General features: G+C 75.1%; 3 protein-coding genes. All 3 read right to left on the bottom strand.

The window, feature by feature from the left end; all coding sequences use genetic code 11:
• Window positions 1-8: 8 nt before the first annotated feature.
• Window positions 9-218 (bottom strand): MbtH family protein, encoded by a 210-nt coding sequence (locus tag AB0947_RS23225; protein ID WP_366752240.1) that lies wholly within the window; start codon window positions 216-218, stop codon window positions 9-11.
• 83 nt (window positions 219-301) lie between these two features.
• On the bottom strand, window positions 302-1,540 hold the full coding sequence (locus tag AB0947_RS23220; protein ID WP_366752239.1) for a cytochrome P450: 1,239 nt from the start codon (window positions 1,538-1,540) through the stop codon (window positions 302-304).
• Window positions 1,537-22,581, bottom strand: a complete 21,045-nt coding sequence (locus AB0947_RS23215; protein WP_366752347.1) for a non-ribosomal peptide synthase/polyketide synthase — start codon at window positions 22,579-22,581, stop codon at window positions 1,537-1,539. The genes AB0947_RS23220 and AB0947_RS23215 overlap by 4 nt, the downstream gene beginning before the upstream one ends.

Genomic DNA, 22,581 nt, shown 5'->3' with positions numbered 1-22,581 from the left:
ACGCGCTGTCATGCGCCCATCGCCTCGATCAGGCTCTGGGGGCGCATGTCGGTCCACTCCCGCTCGATGTACGCGAGGCACTCCGTGCGGCCGTCGGGGCCGAACCGCGGCTCCCAGCCGTCGGGCACGGCCGCGAACTCGGGCCACAGCGAGTGCTGGCCCTCGTCGTTGACCAGGACCAGGTAGGTGGCGTCGGGGTCCTCGAAGGGGTTGGTCATGGGGGTGTCTCCTGTTCCGTGGGGAGGTGGTGCCGGGGTGGTGCGGTCGCCGGCCGGTGTGTGCGGTGCGGCCTGGGCGGCGGTCAGGCGACGAGCCGCACGGGCAGCGAGCTGAAGCCGCTGAGCATGGAGGAGTAGATGGGCTCGGGTCTTCCGGTGAGTTCGATCCGGGCGACCTGTTCGCGCAGGGCCCTGAGCAGGCCGGCGATCTCCGCCCGGCCGAGGTAGGCGCCGACGCAGTAGTGCGGTCCGTGTCCGAAGGACAGGTGCTTGTTGGGTGTGCGGGCGAGGTCGAAGCGGTCGGGTTCGGTGAAGGCCGCCTCGTCCCGGTTGGCCGACGCGTTCCACACGGTGACGATGTCGCCGGCGGCGATGGGGACGCCGTTCAGCCGGGTGTCGGCGGTCGCGGTGCGGCCGAAGTGGAGGGCCGGTGTCGTCCACCGCAGCACCTCGTCGACCGCGGCGTCGAGGGACACCTCGCCGTTCTTGAACGCCCGCCACTGGGCGGGGTGTTCGACGAACGCGAGCGCGGCACCGATCATGGACAGCCGGCTGGTCTCGTCGCCGCCCAGGATGAGGCTGTAGCAGTTGGCGACGACCTCGTCCATGGTCAGCGGCCGGCCGTCGGTCTCCGCGGTGGCCAGGACGCTGACGGCGTCGGTGCCCGGTCGCTCCCGGCGGCTCGCGGCCAGCTCGCCGAAGTAGGCGAGGATGTCGTTGCGGGCCTGCCAGACGTCGAAGGGCGACTGGTCGGGCGCGTCCGAGCTGAGCGCGGTCCTGGTGAGGCGCAGGAGGAAGGCGCGGTCCTGTTCCGGGACGTCCAGCAGGTCGCAGATGGCCTTCAGGGGCAGGCGCCCGGCGACGTCCTCGGCGAAGTCGCACTCGGGGCGGCCGACGGCCGCGGCGACCAGGTCGTGGCCGGCCCGCTCCACCTTCTCCACCACCGCGCTCAGGGCGCGCGGCGAGAACGCCCTGAGCAGCACGCTCCGCAGTTCGCGGTGGCGCGGCCCGTCGGTGACGGCGGCCATCACCCCGGAGGCCGAGTCGCCGCCCTGGAGGAGCGAGGCGAGGACGTTGCCCCGTGCGGAGGTGAAGCGGTCGGGGGCGCGGTAGACCTCGGTGGCGTCCGCGAACCGCGTCACCACCCAGAAGGCGGGGCCGCCCCCGGCCGGCCGGTGCCGGTGGACCGGGTCCTCGGCGCGGAGCGTGCGCCAGATCTCGGACAGGTCGTGGCGGGCGTGGGTCGCGGGGTCCGCGAGGTCGAGGCCGGGCAGCGCCGACGGCGGCAGCGGGGTGCGGACGGGTGTCGTCACGGGGGTCATGACGCGTGCTCCTCCTTTCCTGCGGCGTCGAGGGCGCCGAGGACGTCGGCGAGCAGCCGGCCGACGGCCGCGGCGGGGCGCTCGGTGAGCATGGTGTTGTGGGTGGCCTGCACGTCGTGGACCTCGATCCGGCCGGTGACGTGCGGGGCCCAGAGGGCGGGCCGGCGGCGCGATTCGCCCTCCTCCAGGTCGGTCGCGGCGCAGAACACGACGTCGCCGTGGAAGGTGCGGGGCGCGTGCAGGCCCGCGATCGCGCTGTTGTTCAGGAACACCGCTTTCAGGTGGGTGAGCTGGTCCTCCGTGAAGGCGGCGAGCAGCTCGTCGGGGACCTGCACTCCTTCGAGCACCTCCTCGGGTGTCGGCTGGGCGGCGCCGAGGTCCCGGGGGAAGGCGTCGAGCAGCATCAGCAGTTCGACCTCCTCGCCGGCGTCCTGGAGCTGGACGGCCATCTCCTGGGCGACCAGCCCGCCGAAGGACCAGCCGAGCAGCCGGTAGGGGCCGTTCGGCCGCACCTCGCGCAGCCGGGTGAGGTAGCCGGCGGCCATCTCGGCGACGGCGGACGGCAGGGGCGCGGGTTCGTCGAAGCCGGCCGCCTGGAGTCCGTACACCGGATGGCGGCCGTCCAGGTGCGGGATCAGCGCCCGGTAGGCCCAGCCCAGGCCGCCCAGCGGGTGGACGCAGAACAACGGGGTGCCCGGGCCGCCGGTGCGCAGCGGCAGCAGCACACCGGTGGCTCCGGCGGTGTCGCCGGTGTGCAGGGCCTCGGCGAGCGCGGCGGGGGTCGGGGCCTCGAAGAGGGTGCGGACCGAGACCTGGTGGCCCAGTTCGGCGCGGATCCGGCCGGCCAGCCTCGCCGCCATCAGGGAGTGTCCGCCGAGGGCGAAGAAGTCGTCGTCGATGCCCACCTCGGTGACGCCGAGCAGTTCGGCGAAGAGGCGGCAGAGGGCGCGTTCCTCCTCGGTGCGCGGGGCCCGCGGGGCCGGCCGGGCGGAGTCCCGGGGCGCGGGCAGGGCCGCGCGGTCGAGCTTGCCGCTGGTGGTCAGCGGGAACTCGGCCAGGACGACCACCGAGCGCGGCACGAGGTGCCCGGGGAGGCGGGAGGCCAGCCGTCGGTGGAGTTCGCCGGGGGTGGCGTCGCCGGTGACGTAGGCGACCAGCGCCTCGTCGCGCAGGACGACGGCGGCGCGGGTGACCGCGGGGTGTTCGGTCAGGACGGCCTCGATCTCGGCGGGCTCGACCCGGACGCCGCGCACCTTGAGCTGGTGGTCGGAGCGGCCGACGAAGTGAAGCCGGCCGGCCCTGTCCCAGCGCACCAGGTCGCCCGTGCGGTACATCCGCCCGCCGGGGGTGAACGGGTCGGCCACGAACCGCTCGGCGGTCAGTGCGGGGCGGCCGGCGTAGCCGCGGGCGACCTGGTCGCCGGCGACGTACAGCTCGCCGGGGACGCCGGGCGGGACGGGCCGCAGCGCCGCGTCCAGCACGTGGACGCGGGTGTTGTGCAGGGGCACGCCGATCGTCACGGCGGGCCGGGCGCCCGGATCGGTCCGCGGGTCCCACACGGTGGCGTCGCAGGTGACCTCGGTGGAGCCGTACTTGTAGTGCAGCGGTACCCCGGACGCGGCGGTGAACCGCTCGTACAGGTCGCGGGTGAGTCCCTCGCCGCCGACGAAGATCCGGCGCAGCCCGGCCAGCTGGGACGGGTCCGCCTCGGCCAGGAGCACTTCGAGCATGGAGGGCACGAAGTGGACGGTGGTGATGCCGTGTGTGGTGAACATGCGGGTGAGGTAGTCGGGGTCGCGGTGGCCGCCGGGCTCGGCGACCACCGTGCAGGCGCCGGTCTGCAGGGGCCAGAACAGCTCCCAGACCGACACGGTGAACCCGATGGGTGTCTTCTGCAGGACGCGGTCGTCCGGGGTCAGCCGGTAGGTGTCCTGGAGCCAGCCCAGGTGGTTGACGACGGAACGCTGGGAGACCACCACGCCCTTGGGGCGGCCGGTCGAGCCGGAGGTGAACATGACGTACGCGGGGTGGTCCGGCAGCAGCGGGGCGGTGCGGTCGCGGTCGGCGGGATCGGTGTCGGGCCGGTCCGCGAGCGCGGTCACGGTGTCCGGGTCGTCCAGGAGCAGCGCGGGCAGCGCCGCGGGCAGCCGGTCACGGTACCCGGTCGTGCTGACGGCGAGCGCCACGGCGGCGTCCTCGCAGACGCGGGCGGTCCGCTCGGCGGGGTCGTCGGGGTCGACGGGGGTGTAGGCGGCGCCCGCCTTGGTGACGGCGTGCGCGGCGACGATGAGGTCGAGGGAGCGGGGCAGGGCGAGCGCCACCACCGACTCCGGGCCGCAGCCGAGGCCGATGAGCAGGTGCGCCAGCCGGTTGGCGCGGGCGTTCAGCTCGCGGTAGGTCAGGTGCGTGCCGTCGGCGCGGACGGCCACGGCGTCGGGGGTGGCCCGCACCGCCTGTTCGAACAGGTCGGCGAGGGTGGCCGTCCGGCGCTCGCGCCGGGTGCCGTTCCACTCGTGGAGCAGCCGCTGCCGCTCGCCCGGCAGCAGGACGTCCAGCGCGCTCAGCGGCCGGTCGGGGTCGTCGCAGGCCTGGTCGAGGAGGAGCAGGAGCCGCTGGGCGAGGGCGCGCACGGTCTCCTCGTCGAAGAGCGCGGAGGCGTACTGCACCTCGCCGCGCACCCCGTCGGGCTCGCCGGCCGGTCCGAACCCCTCGGTGAGGCTGAAGGACAGGTCGAACTTCGCGGCGGGGAGCTGGGCCTGGACCGGTTCGGCGGTGAGGGACGGCAGCGACAGGTCCGTCCGGGCGTTGTTGCGGAACGACAGCATCACCTGGAACAGCGGGTGGCGGGCGGGTGAGCGGGCCGGGTTGAGCGCCTCCACGAGCCGTTCGAACGGCACCGCCTGGTGCTCGTAGGCGTCCAGGTCGGTGCGGCGGACCCGGGCGAGCAGCTCGCGGAACGTCGGATCGCCGGAGGTGTCGGTGCGCAGCACCAGGGTGTTGAGGAAGAACCCGACCAGGCCGTCGAGCGCCTCGTCGGCCCGGCCGGCGACCGGCGCGCCGATCGGCAGGTCGGTGCCGGCGCCGAGCCGGGTCAGCAGCGCGGCGAGGGCCGTGTGGAGCACCATGAACACGGTGGCACCCTCGGCCTCGCCCAGTGCGGCGAGGCGGCGGTGGAGGCCGGCGGGAAGGTCGAGGGGGACCGCGGCGCCCGCGCCGGAGGGCCGGGCGGGCCGGGGCCGGTCGGTGGGGAGCTCCAGCTCCTCGGGGGCGCCGGCGAGGACGGTCAGCCAGTGGGCGAGCTGTGCGCCGCCGGGGCCGGACGGGTCGTCGAGGTCGCCGAGGACGTGCCGCTGCCAGACGGCGTAGTCCGCGTACTGCACGGTCAGCGGTGTCCACTGCGGGGACTCGCCGAACAGCCGGGCCCGGTAGGCGGTGGACAGGTCGTCCGCGAGCGGGCCCATCGACTCGGCGTCCCCGGCGATGTGGTGCATGAGCAGCAGCAGCACCGCTTCCTGGGGGCCCTGCCGGAAGACCTCGGCGCGCAGCGGGATCTCGGCGGTGAGGTCGAAGGCGTGTGCGACGGCGCGCTCCAGCCGCTCCGGGACCTCGGCGGCGGTCACGTCCGTCACCGTCAGTGCGGGCACGGCCGCCGCCTCGGGCAGCACCACCTGGTACGAGCCGTCGCCGTCCTCGGCGAACACCGTGCGCAGCGACTCGTGCCGGCCGGCCAGGTCCCGCAGCGCGGCGCGGAGGGCGTCGGTGTCCAGGGGGCCGTGGAGCCGGAGGGCGAGCGGGATGTTGTACGTCGCCGAGGGGCCCTCGAAGCGGTGCAGGAACCACAGCCGTTCCTGCGCGAAGGAGAGCGGGAGGCGGTCGGGCCGCGGCAGCACCCGCAGCGCGGGGGGCGCGTCGGCGGCCCGGTCGAGCCGGGCGGCCAGGCCCGCCGGTGTCGGGGCCTCGAACACGTCGCGCACCGGCAGTTGCACGCCGAGCACCGAGCGGACCCGGCTGACCAGGCGGGTCACGCGCAGTGAGTGGCCGCCCAGTTCGAAGAAGCCGTCGTCGATCGAGACCGACGGCACGCCGAGGATCTCGGCGAACAGCCGGCACAGGATCTCCTCCTGGGGCCGGCGCGGGCGGCGGCCGCGGGGGTGCGCGGCCCGTTCGGGGGCGGGCAGCGCGCGCTGGTCGACCTTGCCGTTGGGGGTGAGCGGCAGTTCGTCGAGGACGACGATGCCCGCCGGGACCATGTAGCCGGGCACGGCGGACTCCAGCAGGGTCCGCAGCTCCTCCCGCTCCGGCCGCCGGTGCCTGGGTGCCGGTACGACGTAGGCGTACAGGGCGCGTTCGCCCCGGGCGTCCTCACGGACGGCGGCGACGGCGCGGCCGACGCCGGGGTGGCCCGTGAGGACGGCCTCGATCTCCCCCCGTTCGATGCGGAAGCCGCGGATCTTCACCTGGCCGTCGGCACGGGCGGTGAACTCCAGTTGCCCGTCGCGGGTGTGGCGGACGATGTCCCCGGTGCGGTACATCCGGCTGCCCGGGGCGCCGAACGGGTCGGCGACGAACCGCTCGGCGGTGGCGGCCGGCGCGCCGGTGTACCCGCGGGCCAGGCCCAGCCCGGCGAGGTACAGCTCGCCCGGGGCGCCGGGCGGCACCGGGGTCAGTGCCGCGTCGAGGACGTAGGCCCGCATGCCGCTCAGGGCGCGGCCGATGGGGACGGTGCCGGGCAGCGCGTACGGGCGGGGCACGCGGTAGGCGGTGGCGAAGGTGGTGGTCTCGGTCGGCCCGTAGACGTGCACGAAGCCGGTGTCCGGGCAGGCCGTGACGGCGCGGCGGAACGCGGCCGGGGAGGCCTGCTCACCGCCGGTCCACACCTCGCGCAGGGTGGCGAGGCACCGCGGGTCCTCGTCCGCGATGACGTTGAACAGCGCGGTGGTGAGGAAGACGGAGGTCACCTCCTCGGCCGTGAGCAGGGTGCGCAGCGCGTCGAGGCTGAGGTCGCCGGGCGGGGCGACGACGACCCGGCCGCCGGTCAGCAGCGGTACCCACAGCTCGTAGGTGGAGGCGTCGAAGGCGTGCGGCGAGCGCATCAGCACCCGCCGGTGCGCGCCGCCCTCCCAGCAGGGGTCGAGTGCCAGGGAGACCACGTCGCGGTGGGTGACGGCGATGCCCTTGGGGGTGCCGGTGGACCCGGAGGTGTACATGACGTATGCGAGCCGTTCCGGGTGGGCCGCGCCGGCCGGTGCGGCGGTGCCGTCCGCCTCGTCCGGTGCGCCGTCGCCCGGCCCCGGGTCGTCGACGTCGATCAGGGGCAGGCCGTGGTCGAGGCCGAGCCGTGCCGCCCGGGAGTGCGTCAGCACGGCGGCGGCGCCGGTGGCGGTGAGGATCCGCTCCAGCCGGGAGGCGGGGTACCGGGTGTCGAGCGGTACGTAGACGCCGCCCGCCTTGAGCACGGCCAGTGTCGCCACCACGAGCGCCAGGGAACGCTCCAGGTGCAGGGCGACGGGCGTCTCGGGTCCGACCCCGAGGGCGCGCAGCCTGCGGGCCAGCCGTTCGGCGCGCGCGTCGAGGTCGGCGTAGGTCGTCGCGGTGCCGTCCGCCACCACGGCCACGGCCCGCGGGGTGCTGCGGACGTGCCGGGCGAAGAGGGTGGTGATCGTGTCGGCCGGGGCCTGGCGCGGGCTGCCGTTCCAGGTGTCGAGCACGTGGCGCCGGTCGGTGCCGGAGAGGACGTCGATGCGGCTGAGCGGCCGGCCGGCCGAGCCGTGGGCGACGGCGGTCAGCAGGCGGAGCAGCCGGGCGGTCAGCTCGGTGACGGTGTCCTCGTCGAACAGGTCGACCGCGTACTCCAGACCGCCGTCCAGGCCGCCGTCGGCCGCCTCCGCGAACGACAGCGAGAGGTCGAACTTGGCGGCGGGCGCGACCGGTTCCTCCGCCCGCACGGCGACGCCGGGCAGGTCGAGGGTGACGGGCCGGGCGGTGTTGTTCAGCATGATCGTCGCCTGCACCAGTGGCTGGTGGGCGGTGGAGCGCACCGGGTTGAGCGCCTCCACCACGCGTTCGAACGGCACGTCCTGGTGGGCGTAGGCGTCCAGGTCGACGGCGCGGACCCGGTCGAGCAGTGCGCGGAAGGTGGGGTCGCCGCCCAGCGGGGTGCGCAGCACCAGGGTGTTGACGAAGGAACCGACGAGATCGTGGGCGGCCTCGTCGGTCCGGCCGGCCACCGGGGTGCCGAGCACGACGTCGTCGCCGGCGCCGTGCTTGGCCAGCAGCGCGGCGAACGCGGCGTGCAGCACCATGAACAGGGTCGTACCGGTGTCGCGGGCGAGTCCGGTGAGCGCTTCGTGCAGCGCCCGGGGGACCGGGAACCGTACGGTGCCGCCGCGGTGGGAGGCGACGGCCGGCCGGGGCCGGTCGGTGGGCAGGGCGATCAGTTCCGGAGCACCGGCGAGCGTGGTGGTCCAGTGGCGGAGCTGGCGGGAGATCTCGCTGTCCGGCTCCTGGTCGGATCCGAGCACCCGGCGCTGCCACAGGCTGAAGTCGGCGTACTGGACGGTCAGCGGCTCCCAGTCGGGGGCGTGACCGGCGTGCCGGGCCCGGTAGGCCGTGGCGAGGTCGCGGGCGAGGGGTGCCATGGAGACGGCGTCGGCGGCGATGTGGTGCGCGACCAGCACGAAGACGGCCTCGTCGGGCGCGGTGCGCAGCAGCCGGGCGTGGAGCGGGAGTTCGCGGGCGAGGTCGAAGTGGTGGCGCACCGTCTCGCTCACCGCCGCCGGCAGGGTGTCCTCGTCCACGTCGGTGACGGCGGGCCCGGGCAGGCCGTGCCCGGGCGGCAGGATGACCTGGTGGCTGCCGCGGGCGTCGGTCGCGTAGACCGTGCGCAGGATCTCGTGCCGTCGGACGAGGTCACCCAGGGCGGCGCGCAGTGCCGCCGGGTCGAGGGCGCCCGACAGCCGCAGCACGACGGGGATGTTGTAGGTGTCGGACGGGCCGTCGAGGGTGTGCAGGAACCACAGCCGTTCCTGGCCGTAGGACAGGGGGAGCCGGTCGGGGCGCGGGGCCGGGGTGAAGCGCTCGGCCGTGCCGCCCGGGGTGAGGCCGGCGGCGAGCCCGGCCACCGTCGGGGTGTCGAACAGGTCACCGAGCCGGATCGGTGCGCCGAGCGCGTTCCGGGCGCGGTTCACCAGCTGGGTGGCGAGCAGCGAGTGGCCGCCGAGCAGGAAGAAGTCGTCGTCGATCGACACGTCGGCGATGCCGAGCACCTCGGCGAAGAGCGCGCAAAGGATCTCCTCGGCGGGCGTGCGCGGGGCCCGGCCGCCGGGGACGGCTCCGGTGGTGTCCGGGGCGGGCAGGGCGCGCCGGTCCAGCTTGCCGTTGGGGGTGAGCGGGAGGCGGTCGAGGACCACGAAGGCGGACGGGATCAGGTGCGCGGGCAGGGTCGCGGCGAGCGCCGGGCGGGGGTCGCCGACCGGCACGCCGGGGCCGGCGGCGACGAGGTAGGCGACCAGGCGCGGGTCGCCGGGGCGGTCCTCGCGGGCCACGACCGCCGCCTCGGCGACGGTGTCCAGGGCCAGCAGCGCCGCCTCGGTCTCGCCGGGCTCGACGCGGAAGCCGCGGATCTTGACCTGGTCGTCGGCCCGGCCGCCGTACTCCAGGAGGCCGGAGGCGTTCCAGCGGGCCCGGTCGCCCACCCGGTACATCCTGCTCCCGGCGGGGCCGAAGGGGTCGGCGACGAACCGTTCCGCGGTCTGGCCGGGCCGTCCGGCGTAGCCGCGGGCCACCTGGTCGCCCGCGAGGTAGAGCTCTCCCCAGACGCCGTCGGGCACGGGCTGGAGGAACGCGTCGAGGACGTACACCCGTGCGCCGCCGGTGGGGCGGCCGATGGGGACGGGTCCGTCGGCGAGCGGGTCGCCGGGTTCGACGCGGTGCACGACGACGCCGACGGTCGTCTCGGTGGGCCCGTACTCGTTGGTCACCACGGCGTCCGGGTGGCGGGCGCGCCAGCGCCTGAGCGGCTCGGCGTCGAGCGCCTCCCCGCCGATGACGAGGTCCGAGGCGGCACCGGCCCGGTCGGGCAGCGTCTCCAGCAGCCGCAGGTGGCTCGGGGTGATCTTGAGCAGGCCGGGGCGCGGGGTGTCCTCGTCCAGCGCGGCGAACCGGACCCGGCCGCCGGTGACGAGCGGGGTGAACAGCACGGTGACCGGCATGTCGAAGGCGATCGAGGAGTGGACCAGCGCCTCGTCGGCGGCGGCGGGGTACAGGGCGGTCGCCTCGTCCAGGTACGCCGCCAGCGCGGCGTGCTCGACGACGACGCCCTTGGGGCGTCCGGTCGATCCGGAGGTGTAGACGAGGTAGGCGGCGTCGCGCGGGTGCGGCCGGACGCCGAGCGGTGTGCCGGGATGGTCGTCCAGGCCGGCCGGGAAGGTGTCCGGGGTGAGCGTCACCCGTGCGCCGGCGTCCTGGACCAGGAGGTCGACGCGGCCGGCGGGGTAGGTGTCGTCGACCGGCAGGTAGGCCGCTCCGGTCTTGAGGACCGCCAGCAGGGCCACGAGCAGGTCGGGGGTGCGCGGCAGCACGACGGCGACGACCGATCCGCGGCCGGCGCCCCGGCCGGCCAGGTGCCGGGCCAGCCGGTTGGCCCGCGCGTCGAGTTCGGCGTAGGTGAGCGTCGTGGACGAGGAGACGACCGCGACGGCGTCCGGGGTGCGGGCGGCCTGCGCCTCGAACCTCTCCGGCAGCGAAAGGCCGGGGTCCCGGCGGGGGCTGGCGTTGCGGGTGACGAGCAGTTCGGTCCGCTCGGCGGCGGTCAGCAGCGGCAGGGCGTGGACGGGCCGGGCCGGGTCGTCCGTGACCGCGGCGAGCAGCCGCAGGTAGCGGTCGGCGAAGGACCGGACGGTGGCGCGGTCGAAGAGGTCGGTGGCGTACTCCAGGACCGCGGCCCACTGCCCGCCGTGCTCCGACACGGTCAGGGACAGGTCGAACTTGGCCGCGCCGGAGGGGGCCCGGCCCAGCCGCACGGTCAGACCGGGCAGGACCGGCGGCGCCGTCTCGGCGTTCAGGGTGAGCATCACCTGGAACAGCGGGTGCCGGGACCGCGAGCGCGCCGGGTTGAGCGCCTCGACCAGTTGCTCGAAGGGCACGTCGGCGTGCGCGTAGGCGTCGACGTCGAACCGCCGTACCCGGGCGAGGAGTTCCTCGAAGGTGGGGTCGCCGGAGACGTCGGTGCGCAGCACCAGGGTGTTGGCGAAGAGGCCGACGAGTCCTTCCAGCGCGGCCTCGGGCCGCCCCTCCACCGGGCTGCCGATGACGATGTCGTCGCCCGCCCCGAGGCGGCTGAGCAGGAGCGCGAGGACGGCCTGGAGCACCATGAAGGGGCTCGCGTCGCGTGCGCGTCCCAGCCGCTCCACGCGGGCGCGCAGGTCGGCGGGCACGGTGAAGGCGACGGTGTCGCCGCGCGGGGACAGGACCGCTGGCCGTGGCCGGTCGGTGGGCAGGTCGGTCTGTTCGGGGATGCCGGCGAGCGCCGTGGTCCAGAACGGGAGCCGGTCCCCGGGCAGTTCGCGCTGCCACAGGGCGTAGTCCGCGTACTGCACGGGCAGCGGCGCGAGTCCGGAGCCGGTGCCGGCCAGCCGCCCGGCGTAGGCCGTGGCGAGGTCGGCCGCCAGGGGGCCCATCGAGCCGCCGTCTCCGGCGATGTGGTGCAGGACCACCAGCAGGGTGTACGTGCCGCCGCCGGTGTCGAACAGGGTGGCGCGGACCGGCAGTTCGCGGTCGAGGGCGAAGGGGGCCGCGGCGGCGCGGGCGATCTCCCCGTCCAGCCGGCCGGCCGGGCAGGCGGTGACGGTGAACGGGGCCGGGCCGTCGACGACGACCTGGTGCGCACCCTCGGCGTCCTCGGCGATCAGGGTGCGCAGCGACTCGTGCCGGTCCACCACGTCGGCGAAGGCCGCCCGCAGCGCGTCGGTGTCGAGGTCGCCGGTCAGCCGCAGCACGATCGGGATGGTGTACGTGTCGGACGGCCCTTGGAGCCGGTCGAGGATCCACATCCGCTGCTGGGCCGTGGACAGCGGCACGCGCTCGGGGCGTTCCCGGGCCACGAGCGGCGGCCGGGCGGCCCGGGCGGCTCCGAGCAGCCGGGCGATCCCCGCGACGGTGGGGTTCTCGAACACGTCCCGGATGGACAGTTCGACGCCGGACTCCGTGCGGATCCGGTTCACCAGCCGTGCGACGAGCAGGGAGTGCCCGCCGAGCAGGAAGAAGTTGTCCTCGGCCCCGGCCTCGGGTACGCCGAGCACCTCGGCGAAGAGCGCCGCGACCCGCTCCTCGGCCGGGTCCGTCGCCGTTCCGGCCGCCGCGTCCGGGGCGGCCGGGCCGGCGGGCGGGAGGCTCCGGTCCGGTGCGGGCAGTGCCTTGCGGTCCAGCTTGCCGTTGCCGGTCAGCGGCAGTTCACCGAGGACGACGAGCGCGGCCGGGACCATGTGGTCGGGCAGGGTGCGGGCCACGCCGGCGCGCAGCGCCCCGGTGTCGGCCCGCGCTCCCGGCTCGGGCACGACATAGGCGACGAGCCGCCTGTCGCCGGGCTGGTCCTCGCGGACCACCACCGCGGCCCGGGCGATCTCCGGTGCCGCCGCGAGCGCGGCCTCGACCTCGCCGAGTTCGATACGGAACCCGCGGATCTTCACCTGGTCGTCGACCCGGCCGACGAACTCCAGTAGCCCCGCCCTGGTCCAGCGGGCCAGGTCTCCGGTGCGGTACATCCGGGAGCCCGCGGGTCCGTAGGGGTTCGCCACGAAGCGGCCGGCGGTGAGGCCGGGCCGGTCGTGGTAGCCGCGGGTGACCAGGTCGCCGGCGACGTACAGCTCTCCGGGCGTGCCGACCGGGGCGGGGCGCAGCCGGCCGTCGAGCACGTACACCTGGGTGTTCCACACCGGGGTGCCGATGGTGATGACGCCCGGGGGCAGGCTGTCGCCCGGTCCGATGCGGAAGACGGTGCAGCCGACCGTGGTCTCGGTCGGGCCGTACTCGTTGAGCACGCTCACCCCGGGGTGGCCGGCCCGCCAGGTGTCGAGGGCCTCCCCCAGCAGCGACTCCCCGCCGAGGACGAGCTGTCCGCTCGGGGAGTAGCTGTCGGCGACCGCGCCGAGCAGGGTGAGGTGGCTCGGGGTGGCCTTGACGAAGTCGGGACGGGTGACGCCGTACTCGGTGTCGGGCCCGGCGGCGTTCCAGCGCACGAGCTCCACGCAGCCGCCCGTGACGAGCGGTCCCCACAGGCCGGTGACGGTGAGGTCGAAGGCGATCGGGGAGTGTACCAGGGCACGGCCGCGCAGGCTCCGGTAGGTGTCGGTGGCCCAGGCCAGGTAGGCGGTCAGCGAGCGGTGTTCGACGACGACGGCCTTGGGCCTGCCGGTGGAGCCGGAGGTGAAGATGACGAACGCGGCGTGGCCGGGCAGGGCCTGCACCCCGGTGACCGCGGTGGCCGGCTGCGCGGTCACGGCCGGGTCGTAGGGCAGCACGGCGGGGACCGCGCCGAGCCGGCCGGCCCGGCCGGGTGTGGTCACCACGGCGACGGGGGCGATGTCGCCGAGCATGAACGCGATCCGCTCCTCGGGCAGTGCGGGGTCGAGCGGCAGGTAGGCCGCCCCCGACTTGAGCACGGCGAGCAGGGTGACGGGGACCTGTTCGGAGGTGGGCAGCAGGACGCCGACGAACCGCTCGGGGCCGGCGCCGAGTTCGATGAGCCGGCGGGCCAGCCGGTTGGCGCGGGCGTCGAGTTCGGCGTACGTCAGCCCGGTGGCGCCGAAGACGACCGCGAGGGCGTCCGGGGTGCGGGCCGCCTGGGCCTCGACGAGCGCGGTGAGCGTGGTCGCGGGCAGCTCGCGGGCGGTGGCGTTCCACTCGGTGAGCAGCTGCCTGCGCTCGGCCGGGCCGACGATGTCGAGGTCGCCGATGGGTGTGCCGGGCGCGGTGACGGCGGCGGTGAGCAGGTCGACGAACCGTTCCGTGATGCGCTGGGCGGTCTCCCGGTCGAACAGGTCCGTGGCGAACTCCAGGAAGCCCGTCAGCCCGCCCCCGCGCCGCTCGTTCACGAAGAACGCCAGGTCGAACTTGGCGGTCGGCGAGGTGAGCGGGAGCACTCGGCCGTCGAGACCGGGGAGGTGTCCGGCGAGGTCCTCGACCTCTTCCAGTTCGGCGTCCACCCAGTTCAGGTTGGTCTGGAACAACGGGTGCCGGGCCGTGGAGCGGGCCGGGTTCAGCGCCTCGACGAGCCGCTCGAAGGGCACGTCCTGGTGGGCGTAGGCGGCCAGGTCGGTCGACCGGACCCGGGCGAGGACCTCCGCGAAGGAGGGGTTGCCCGACAGGTCGGTGCGCAGGACGAGGTTGTTGACGAAGAACCCGACCAGTGCGCCCAGGGCCTCGTCCGGGCGGCCGGCGACCGGCGAGCCGATGACGATGTCGTCGCCGGCGCCGAGCCGGTGCAGCAGGGTGACCAGGGCGGCCTGGACCGTCATGAACGGTGTCACGTGGTGCTCGCGGGCGAGCGCCGTCAGGGCCGTGTGCACCTCGGCCGGCACGGTGAAGGCGACGGTGTCCCCGCGGTGGCTGGCCACGGCGGGCCGGGGCCGGTCGGTGGGCAGGTCCAGCTGTTCCGGGAGTCCGGCGAGGGCCTCGGTCCAGAAGCGGAGCTGGCGGGAGATCTCGCTGTCCGGGTCGTCGGCCGAGCCCAGCACCGCGCGCTGCCACACCGCGTAGTCGGCGTACTGGATCTCCAGCGGTGTCCGGTGCGGGGCGCGGCCCTCGCGGCGCGCGGTGTAGGCGGTGATCAGGTCCTCGGCGAGCGGGGCCATCGAGAAGGCGTCACCGGCGATGTGGTGCAGCACCACCAGCAGGACGTGGTCGCCGGAGCCGAGGTCGAACAGGGTGGAGCGCATGGGGGGTTCGGCGGCCAGGTCGAAGGGGACCTGGACGGCCTGCGCGAGCCGGCCGTCGAGCCCGGCCGCGTCGGTGGCGAGGACGGCGAGCGGCGGCACGGAGTCCCCCACGACCTGGTACGGGCCCTGCTCGTCCTCGGCGAAGACGGTGCGCAGCGCCTCGTGCCGGGCGGCGACGTCGCCGAGGGCGGCGTCGAGGGCCGCGATGTCGAGGTCACCGGTGAGCCGCAGCGCGACGGGCAGGTTGTAGGTGGCGGACGGGCCCTCGTAGCGGTGCAGGAACCACAGGCGTTCCTGGGCGTAGGACAGCGGCAGGCGCTCGCCGCGCGGCCGGGCCGTGACGGCGGGCCGGCGCGGCGCGGCGCCGTCGAGGCGGTCGGCGATCCGCGCGGGCGTGGTGGCCTCGAACAGGGTGACCAGCTCGATGTCGGCGCCGAGCACGGTGCGGATGCGGTTGGCGAGACGGGCCACGGACAGCGAATGGCCGCCGAGGGCGAAGAAGTCGTCGTCGACGAAGACCTCGGGTACCCCGGTCACCTCGGCGAACAGCCCGCACAGCAGCTCCTCGCGCGGGGTGCGCGGCGCGCGTCCCGCGACCGGTGCGAAGTCGGGCACGGGCAGCGCCTGCCGGTCCAGCTTGCCGCTGGTCAGCTGCGGGAACCGGTCGAGTTCCAGGAACACGGGCGGGACCATGTACTCGGGCAGCTCGGCCGTGAGCCGGGCCCGCAGTTCCTCGTGGTCGACGGGTGCGGACGTGATGAGGTAGCCGACCAGCCGCTGGTCGTGGACGGCGGCGGCGGCCTGGGCCACGCCGGGGTGCGCCCGCATCGCGGACTCGATCTCGCCCAGTTCGATGCGCTGGCCGCGCAGCTTGACCTGGTCGTCGGCGCGGCCGAAGTATTCCAGTTCGCCGCCGCGGGTCCAGCGCACCAGGTCGCCGGTGCGGTAGATCCGGCTGCCGGGCGTGCCGTAGGGGTTGGCCACGAACCGTTCGGCGGTGAGGGCGGGGCGGTCGAGGTAGCCGCGGGCGAGCTGGACGCCGCCGAGGTAGAGCTCTCCCGTCACGCCCGGCGGGACGGGGCGCAGGGTGCGGTCGAGCACGTAGGCCTGGGTGTTGAGCACCGGACCGCCGATGAGCACGGTCCCGGGGTCCTTGGGGGTCGGCCACCGGGTGACGTCCACCGCGGCCTCGGTCGGGCCGTAGGCGTTGGTGAGGACCGGGTCCGGGTGGCGGGAGACCTGGTGGAAGCGGCGGATCAGCTCGGCCGGCATGATCTCGTCACCGGACTCGATCGCGCGGACCGAGGCGGGCAGTTCGGCCTCGGCGAGGAACGCGGCGAGCCGGGAGGCGCCGAGGTGCAGCACGGTGACGGACTCGTCGTGCATGAGCCGGGAGAGGTAGACGGGGTCGCGGTGGCCGCCGGGCCGGGGTACCACCAGGGCGGCGCCGCGGGACAGCGTCCAGAACACCTCCCACACCGAGACGTCGAATCCGGTCGGCGTGGCCTGGAGCACCCGGTCCCCGGGGCCGAGGTGCAGGTCCTGCTGCATCCACCAGAACCGGTTGGTCATGCCCTCGTAGGTGTTGAGGGTGCCCTTGGGGCGGCCGGTGGAGCCCGAGGTGTAGATGATGTACGAGGTGTTTCCGCCGTGTGCCGTGATCCCGGGGTTGCCGGCGGACTCGTCCCCGGCGTCGACCGGTATCCGTTCGAATCCCTCGACGTCGTGCTCGGCCAGGATCAGCCGGGCGCCGGAGTCGCGGAGGATGTAGGCGATCCGGTCGGCCGGGTACCCGGTGTCGATCGGCACGTACGCGGCACCGGCCTTGATGACGGCCCAGAGCGCCACGACGAGGTCCACCGAGTAGGGCAGCATGACGGCGACCCGGGTCTCGGGGCCGACACCGCGCCGGCGCAGGGCGCGGGCGAGCCGGTTGACGCGCGCGTTGAAGGCGCCGTAGGTGACGCGCTCCCCTTCGAAGACCACGGCGGGCAGTTCCGGGTCCTGGGACTCCATCAGCTCGACGACGGACGCCGAGTCCATCGTGCTCGCGGTGTCGTTCCAGCCGTGGAGGATGAGCGCGCGTTCCTCGTCGTCCAGCAGGTCGACCTCGGAGATCCGCCGCGCGGGGTCGCCCGTGACGGCGTCGAGCACGCGCAGGAAGCGGGTGACGAAGGCCTCGGCGGTCTCCCGGTCGTACAGGTCGGTGGCGTACTCCAGCCGGCAGTCGAGGCCGCCGGACCGGGCGTCGACGACGCAGTCGAAGTGCACGTCGAACTTGGAGGTGCCGCTGAGGACCGGGGCCGTGCCGGCGCCGACCCCGGGCAGGGTGAGCCGGGCCTCGGAGAAGTCCAGCCAGGCGACCATGACCTGGAAGAAGGGGTGGCGGGCGCGGGACCGCTCCGGGGCGAGGTCCTCCACCAGCCGCTCGAACGGCACGTCCTGGTGGGCGTAGGCGGCCAATCCGGTGTCGCGCACGCGGGCGAGGAGTTCGGTGAAGGCGGGGTCGCCGGAGGTGTCGAAGCGGTAGACGAGCGTGTTGATGAAGACGCCGACGACCCCGTCCAGTGCCGAGTCCGGCCGGCCGGCGATCGCTCCGCCCAGGGGGATGTCCTCGCCGGCGCCGTGGGCGGTGAGCAGCAGCGCGACGGCGGCCTGGAGCACCATGAACGGCGTGGTCCGGGTGCGGCGGGCGAGGTCCAGCATCCGGTCGTACAGTTCCCGCTCCACGCGGAACTCGACGTGGTCGCCGCGGTGGGCGGCGACCGCGGGCCGGGGCCGGTCGGCCGGGAAGGTGACCTCCTGGGGCAGTCCGGCGAGCGCCTCGGTCCAGTAGGCGATCTGCCGTGGCAGTTCGCCGGCGAGCGTGTCGCGCTGCCAGAGGGCGAAGTCGGCGTACTCCACGGCCGGCGTCGGCAGGGCGGCCGTCTCGCCGGTGAGGCGGGCGGTGTACGCGGCGGAGAGGTATGCGGCGAGCGGCTGCATGGAGGAGCCGTCGGTGGCGATGTGGTGCACGACGAGCAGCAGGGCGTACTCGTCCGCGCCGAGGTCGAAGAGGGTGGCGCGCAGCGGGAGTTCGGTGGTGAGGTCGAAGGGGCGGGCGGCCCGGGCCGTCAGGTCGGGGGCGGGGTCGTGGATCACCTCCAGGGCGAAGCCCGTGCTGCCCGGCGCCAGGACGACCTGGTGCGGGCCGTGTGCGTCCTCGGGGTAGACGGTGCGCAGGGCCTCGTACCGGTCGACGAGATCGGTGAGCGCGGCCTCCAGCGCCGTGATGTCGAGCGGTCCGCTGAGCCGGATGTCGAGCGGGATGTTGTAGGTGCCGCTGCCGCCCTGGAGGCGCTGGAGGAACCACATGCGTTCCTGCGTGAAGGACAGCGGTATCCGCTCGGGCCGCTCGCGCGGCACGATCGTGGAGGAGGCCGAGGAGCCGTCCGCCAGGAGGGCGGCGAGGCCCGCCACGGTCGGCGCGGCGAACACCTCGCGCAGGGAGAGGCCGACGCCGAACTCGTCGCGGACCCGGTGCACCAGCCGGATCATGAGGATGGAGGTGCCGCCGAGGGCGAAGAACTCGTCGTTCACGGCGATGTCGTCCAGGCCGAGGACCTCGGCGACGACCGCGCGCAGACGGTCCTCCGCACCGGTGCGCGGTGCCGTCGTGGCGGCGGGAGCGGTGGTGGCGCCGCGCCGGACGGCCGGCTCCGCGGCGCGGTCGCCGCCGGTCACCGCGTGCCGGTCCTCGGGTGTGACCACGGCGAGGTCACCGGCCGGCCGTCCGAGGTCCTCGGCGGCGAGGGCGGCGAGCCGGGCCAGCCGGCCGGCCAGGACCGCCAGGGCGCCGGCGGTGAACGCCCCGGTGCGGTAGGAGAAGCGCAGCCGCAGGGCGGAGCCGGGGAAGACGGCGACCGACAGCGGGTAGTGGGAGTGCAGGAGGAGGTCGGCGCCGGCGATCCGCAGCCCGCCGGCCTCCGTGCCGCTGTCCATCGGGTAGTTCTCGAAGGCGAGCACGGTGTCGAACAGCTCGTCCACGCCGGCGGAACGGGTGAGGTCGGCGAGGCCGGCGTCCGCGTGCCCGGCCAGGACGGCCTGCCGGGCCTGCACCGAGGCCAGCAGCTCGGCCAGCGGCGCGCCGGGGTCGATACGCACCCGCACCGGCAGCGTGTTGATGAACAGCCCGATCATCGACTCGGCGCCGGGCAGGTCGGCGGGGCGGGTGGAGATTGTCGCGCCGAAGACGACGTCGTCGCGGCCGGTGAACTCGCGCAGCAGCAGCGCCCACAGGCCCTGCACGACGGTGTTGAGGGTGAGTCCGCGGCGGCGCGCCGCCGCGGTCAGGGCCGCGGTGACGGTCTCGTCGAGGACGAGTTCGTGTTCGGCGTGGCCGTCCGGGGTCCGCCGCGCCGGCGCGAGCAGGGTGGGGCCGGGCAGGCCCGCCAGTTCCTCCTGCCACACGGCGGTGGACGCGGCGCGGTCGCGCCCGGCGAGCCAGGCGGGGTAGGCGCGGTGGGGGGCGGGCGAGGGCAGGTCGGCGCCGCCGTACAGCTCGAACAGCTCCCGGACCAGCAGGGGCAGGGACCAGCCGTCCAGCAGCAGGTGGTGGTGGGTCACCACGAGCCGGGTGCCGAGCGCGGTGAAGCGCAGCAGCGGCGGGCGCAGCACGCTGAAGCCGCGGGCGCGGTCGCGGGCGAGGAACGCGGCCGGCTCCTCGTCCCGTTCCTCCCAGGGCACGGTGGTCTCGGCGGGCACGACCTGCACGGGCGCGCCGGCGGAGCGGCTGCGGAAGCCGGCGCGCAGCAGCGGGTGGCGGTGCAGCAGGGCGGCGGCGGCCTCGCGCATGCGGGCCGGGTCGAAGCCGCCCTCGATGTCGAGGACGAGCTGGCCGACGTAGGGGTCGTGGTCCTCGTACAGGGCGAGGAAGAGCAGACCTTCCTGGAGCGGGGAGAGCGGCAGTACGTCCTGGGCGCCGGGGTAGCGGTCGAGTTCTCGCTGGTCGATGGCGACGAGGGGGACGTCCGCCGGGGTCAGGCGGGCGCTCGGGCTCGCCGTGCGTGCGACCGGTGTCCCGGGGGCGGCCGGGACCGCCTCGGCGAGGGCCGCGAGGGCTTCGACGGTGGGGTGGGCGAAGACGTCCTGCGGGGTGAGGCCGATTCCGGCGGCGCGGGCACGGGCGGCCAGCCGCAGGGCGTGGATGCTGTCCATGCCCATGGCGAACAGCTGGTCGTCGGCGCCGAGTTCGGGCCGTTCGATCAGTTCGGCGGCCAGGTCGCGCAGGATCCGCTCGGTCTCGGTGCGCGGCGCCCGGCCGGGTGCCGGCGCCGCGGGTTCGGGCAGCGCCTTGCGGTCGACCTTCCCGTTGGGGGTGAGCGGGATCTCCGCGAGGGTGAGCACCGCGGCGGGCACGAGGAAGGCGGGCAGCCGGGCGGCGAGCCACGCCCGCAGATCGGTCGCGGGTTCGCCGGTGACGTACGCGACGAGCTGGTGGGCGCCGCCGCGGGTGCGCCGGGCCACGACGACGCTCTGCCGGACGCCGGGCGCGCCGTCGAGCAGCGCCTCGACCTCGCCGGGTTCGGCGCGCTGTCCGGCGATCTTCACCTGGTCGTCGACCCGGCCGGCGTACTCCAGGGTGCCGTCCGGGCGGAGCCGGGCGAGGTCGCCGGTGCGGTACATCCGGGAGCCGCGGGGGCCGTGGGTGTCGGCGGTGAAGCGTTCGGCGGTCAGCGCGGGGCGGCCGTGGTAGCCGCGGGCGAGCTGGACGCCCGCCAGGTAGAGTTCGCCGGTCGTGCCGGCCGGTACGGGGTTGAGTCCCGAGTCGAGCACGTAGGCGCGGGTGTGGGCGCCCGGCCGTCCGATCGGCACCGTCTCGTCGTCCGGTCCGGTGGCGTACGAGGTGACCTCGATGGCGGCCTCGGTGGGGCCGTAGAGGTTCCACAGCTCGGCGTCGACGCGCTGGTGGAACCGGCGGACCAGCTCGGGCGGCAGGGCCTCGCCGGTGCAGGCGACGAGCCGTACGGAGGGGCCGAACCCGGCCTCGGCGAGGAAGGCGGCGAGCATCGACGGCACGAAGTGGACGATGGTGACGCGCTGTTCGCGGATCAGCTCGGCGAGGTAGGCCGGGTCGCGGTGACCCTCGGGGCGTGCCACGACGAGGGTCGCGCCCTGGACGAGGGGCCAGAAGAACTCCCACACGGAGATGTCGAAGCCGATCGGCGTCTTCTGCACGATGCGGTCGTCCGGGGTCATCCGGTGGTCGCGCTGGAGCCACGACAGGCGGTTGAGCAGGCCCTCGTGCGGGACGACGACGCCCTTGGGGCGGCCGGTGGAGCCGGAGGTGTACATCACGTAGGCGGCGTTGTCGCCGCGCACCCGGACGCCGGGACGGCCGGCCGGCTCGTCGGCGCCCGCGTCGGGGGCGATCCGCTCGAAGCCGGGTACGTCGTCGGCGGCGATCACCAGCTCGGCGCCGGAGTCGGCGAGGATGTGGGCGATCCGCTCGGCGGGGTAGCCCGTCTCGACGGGGACGAAGGCGGCGCCCGCCTTGAGGACGGCGAGGAGGGCGACGACGAGGTCGACGGAGCGCGGCAGCAGGACGGCGATCCGGGACTCGGCGCCGGCGCCGCGGCGGCGCAGGGCGTGGGCGAGGCGGTTGGCCCGTGCGTCGAGTTCGCCGTAGCTGACGCTGCGGCCCTCGAAGACCACGGCCTCGGCGGCCGGGTCCTGGGCCTCGATCCGTTCCACCAGCGAGCGGGTGTCGAGGGGCCCGGCGGTGTCGTCCGAGCCGGCCAGGATGCTGGGGTCGTCCGGGCCGAGGAGGCCGAGGGTGCCGATGGGTGCTTCGGGCGTCTCGGCGGCGGCCGCGAGGAGCCGGGTGTACCGGTCCCGGTGGGCCGTCACGTCGGCCGGGGTGAACCGGTCGGGGTGGGCGCCCAGGGTGAGCCGGATGCCGTCGGAGGCGGTGTCGTCGGCGACGGTGTTGAGCGTGAGGTCGCGGACCGGGCCGGAGGCCACCTGGTGCGCGGTGGCCTCGGCGCCGCCGACCCGGAGCCGGCCGGGTGCGAAGGAGAGCACGTTGACGGTGGGGCCGGCCAGGGCGCCCTGGCCCTCGGCGCCGAGTTCGCGGCGGATGCGGTCGCCGGGGAAGCGCTGGTGGCGGACGGCCTCGGCCAGCCGGGCGCGGACCTGTTCGACGAGTTCGGTGAAGGTGGCCGAGGGGCGGACGGTCAGCCGCAGGGGCAGGTCGTTGACGAGCATCGCCGGTGTGGCGAGGGCGTCCGGGGTCGTGCGTGCCGCCAGGAAGACCCGCAGGACGACGTCCGTCGCACCGGTCGTGCGGTGCGTGTACGCGGCCAGGGCGGCGATCACCGGCAGGGACCAGCGGGCGCCGGGCAGGGCGCGCAGCCGCTCTGCGGTGCCGGCGGGCACCAGTCCCGTCACCGGCGGCAGGGCGCGGGCCAGGGTCGAGGGTCCGCTGCCCAGCTCGGTGGAGTCGGGCAGGTCCGCGAACCGGGGCAGCCAGTAGGCGTGGTCCCGTTCGCAGCGCGCGGAGCCGGTGTAGGCGTCCTCCTCGGCGACGATGTCGGCGAGCGGCGCGAAGGCGGCGGCTGCCGGGCGGTCGCCCGCGGCGAGCGCGTCGTAGACGTCCAGCAGCCTGCGCACGTACAGCGTCTGGCCGTAGGCGTCGAGCAGGATGTGGTGGTAGCGGAAGTACAGCCGGTCGTGGCCGGGGCCGAGCCGGAGCAGGGTGTGGGAGAAGAGCGGACCGTCGGTGAGCGCGGGCGGGGTCTCCGTCTGGCGGGCCTCGGTCCAGGCGTCCGCGGCGGCCCGTGGATCCGGTTCGCCGCTCAGGTCGACGACGGTGAGCGCGCCCTCGATCGCCGGGTCGACGTGCTGGCGTACCGTGCGTCCGTCGTCGGTGAAGCGGGCCCGCAGTGCCTCGGTCTCCGTCACCGCCTGCCGGATCGCCCGGTCCAGCAGCCGGGGGTCGAGGGGGACGGTGGTGTCGACGTGGACCCCGCAGACGAACATGGGGGAGTCCGGTTCGAGTTGCTGGGCGACCCAGACGCCGTGCTGGGCGGCCGTCAGGGCGAGGCCCGCGCTGTCGGCGGTTGCTGCCAT

Origin of the sequence: Streptomyces sp. NPDC047841 (genome assembly GCF_040704085.1) — a bacterium.
Taxonomy (GTDB): Bacteria; Actinomycetota; Actinomycetes; order Streptomycetales; family Streptomycetaceae; genus Streptomyces; species Streptomyces argyrophylli.
Note: the sequence above shows the minus strand (reverse complement) of the source record. Positions and strands in the feature narration are given on the sequence as shown.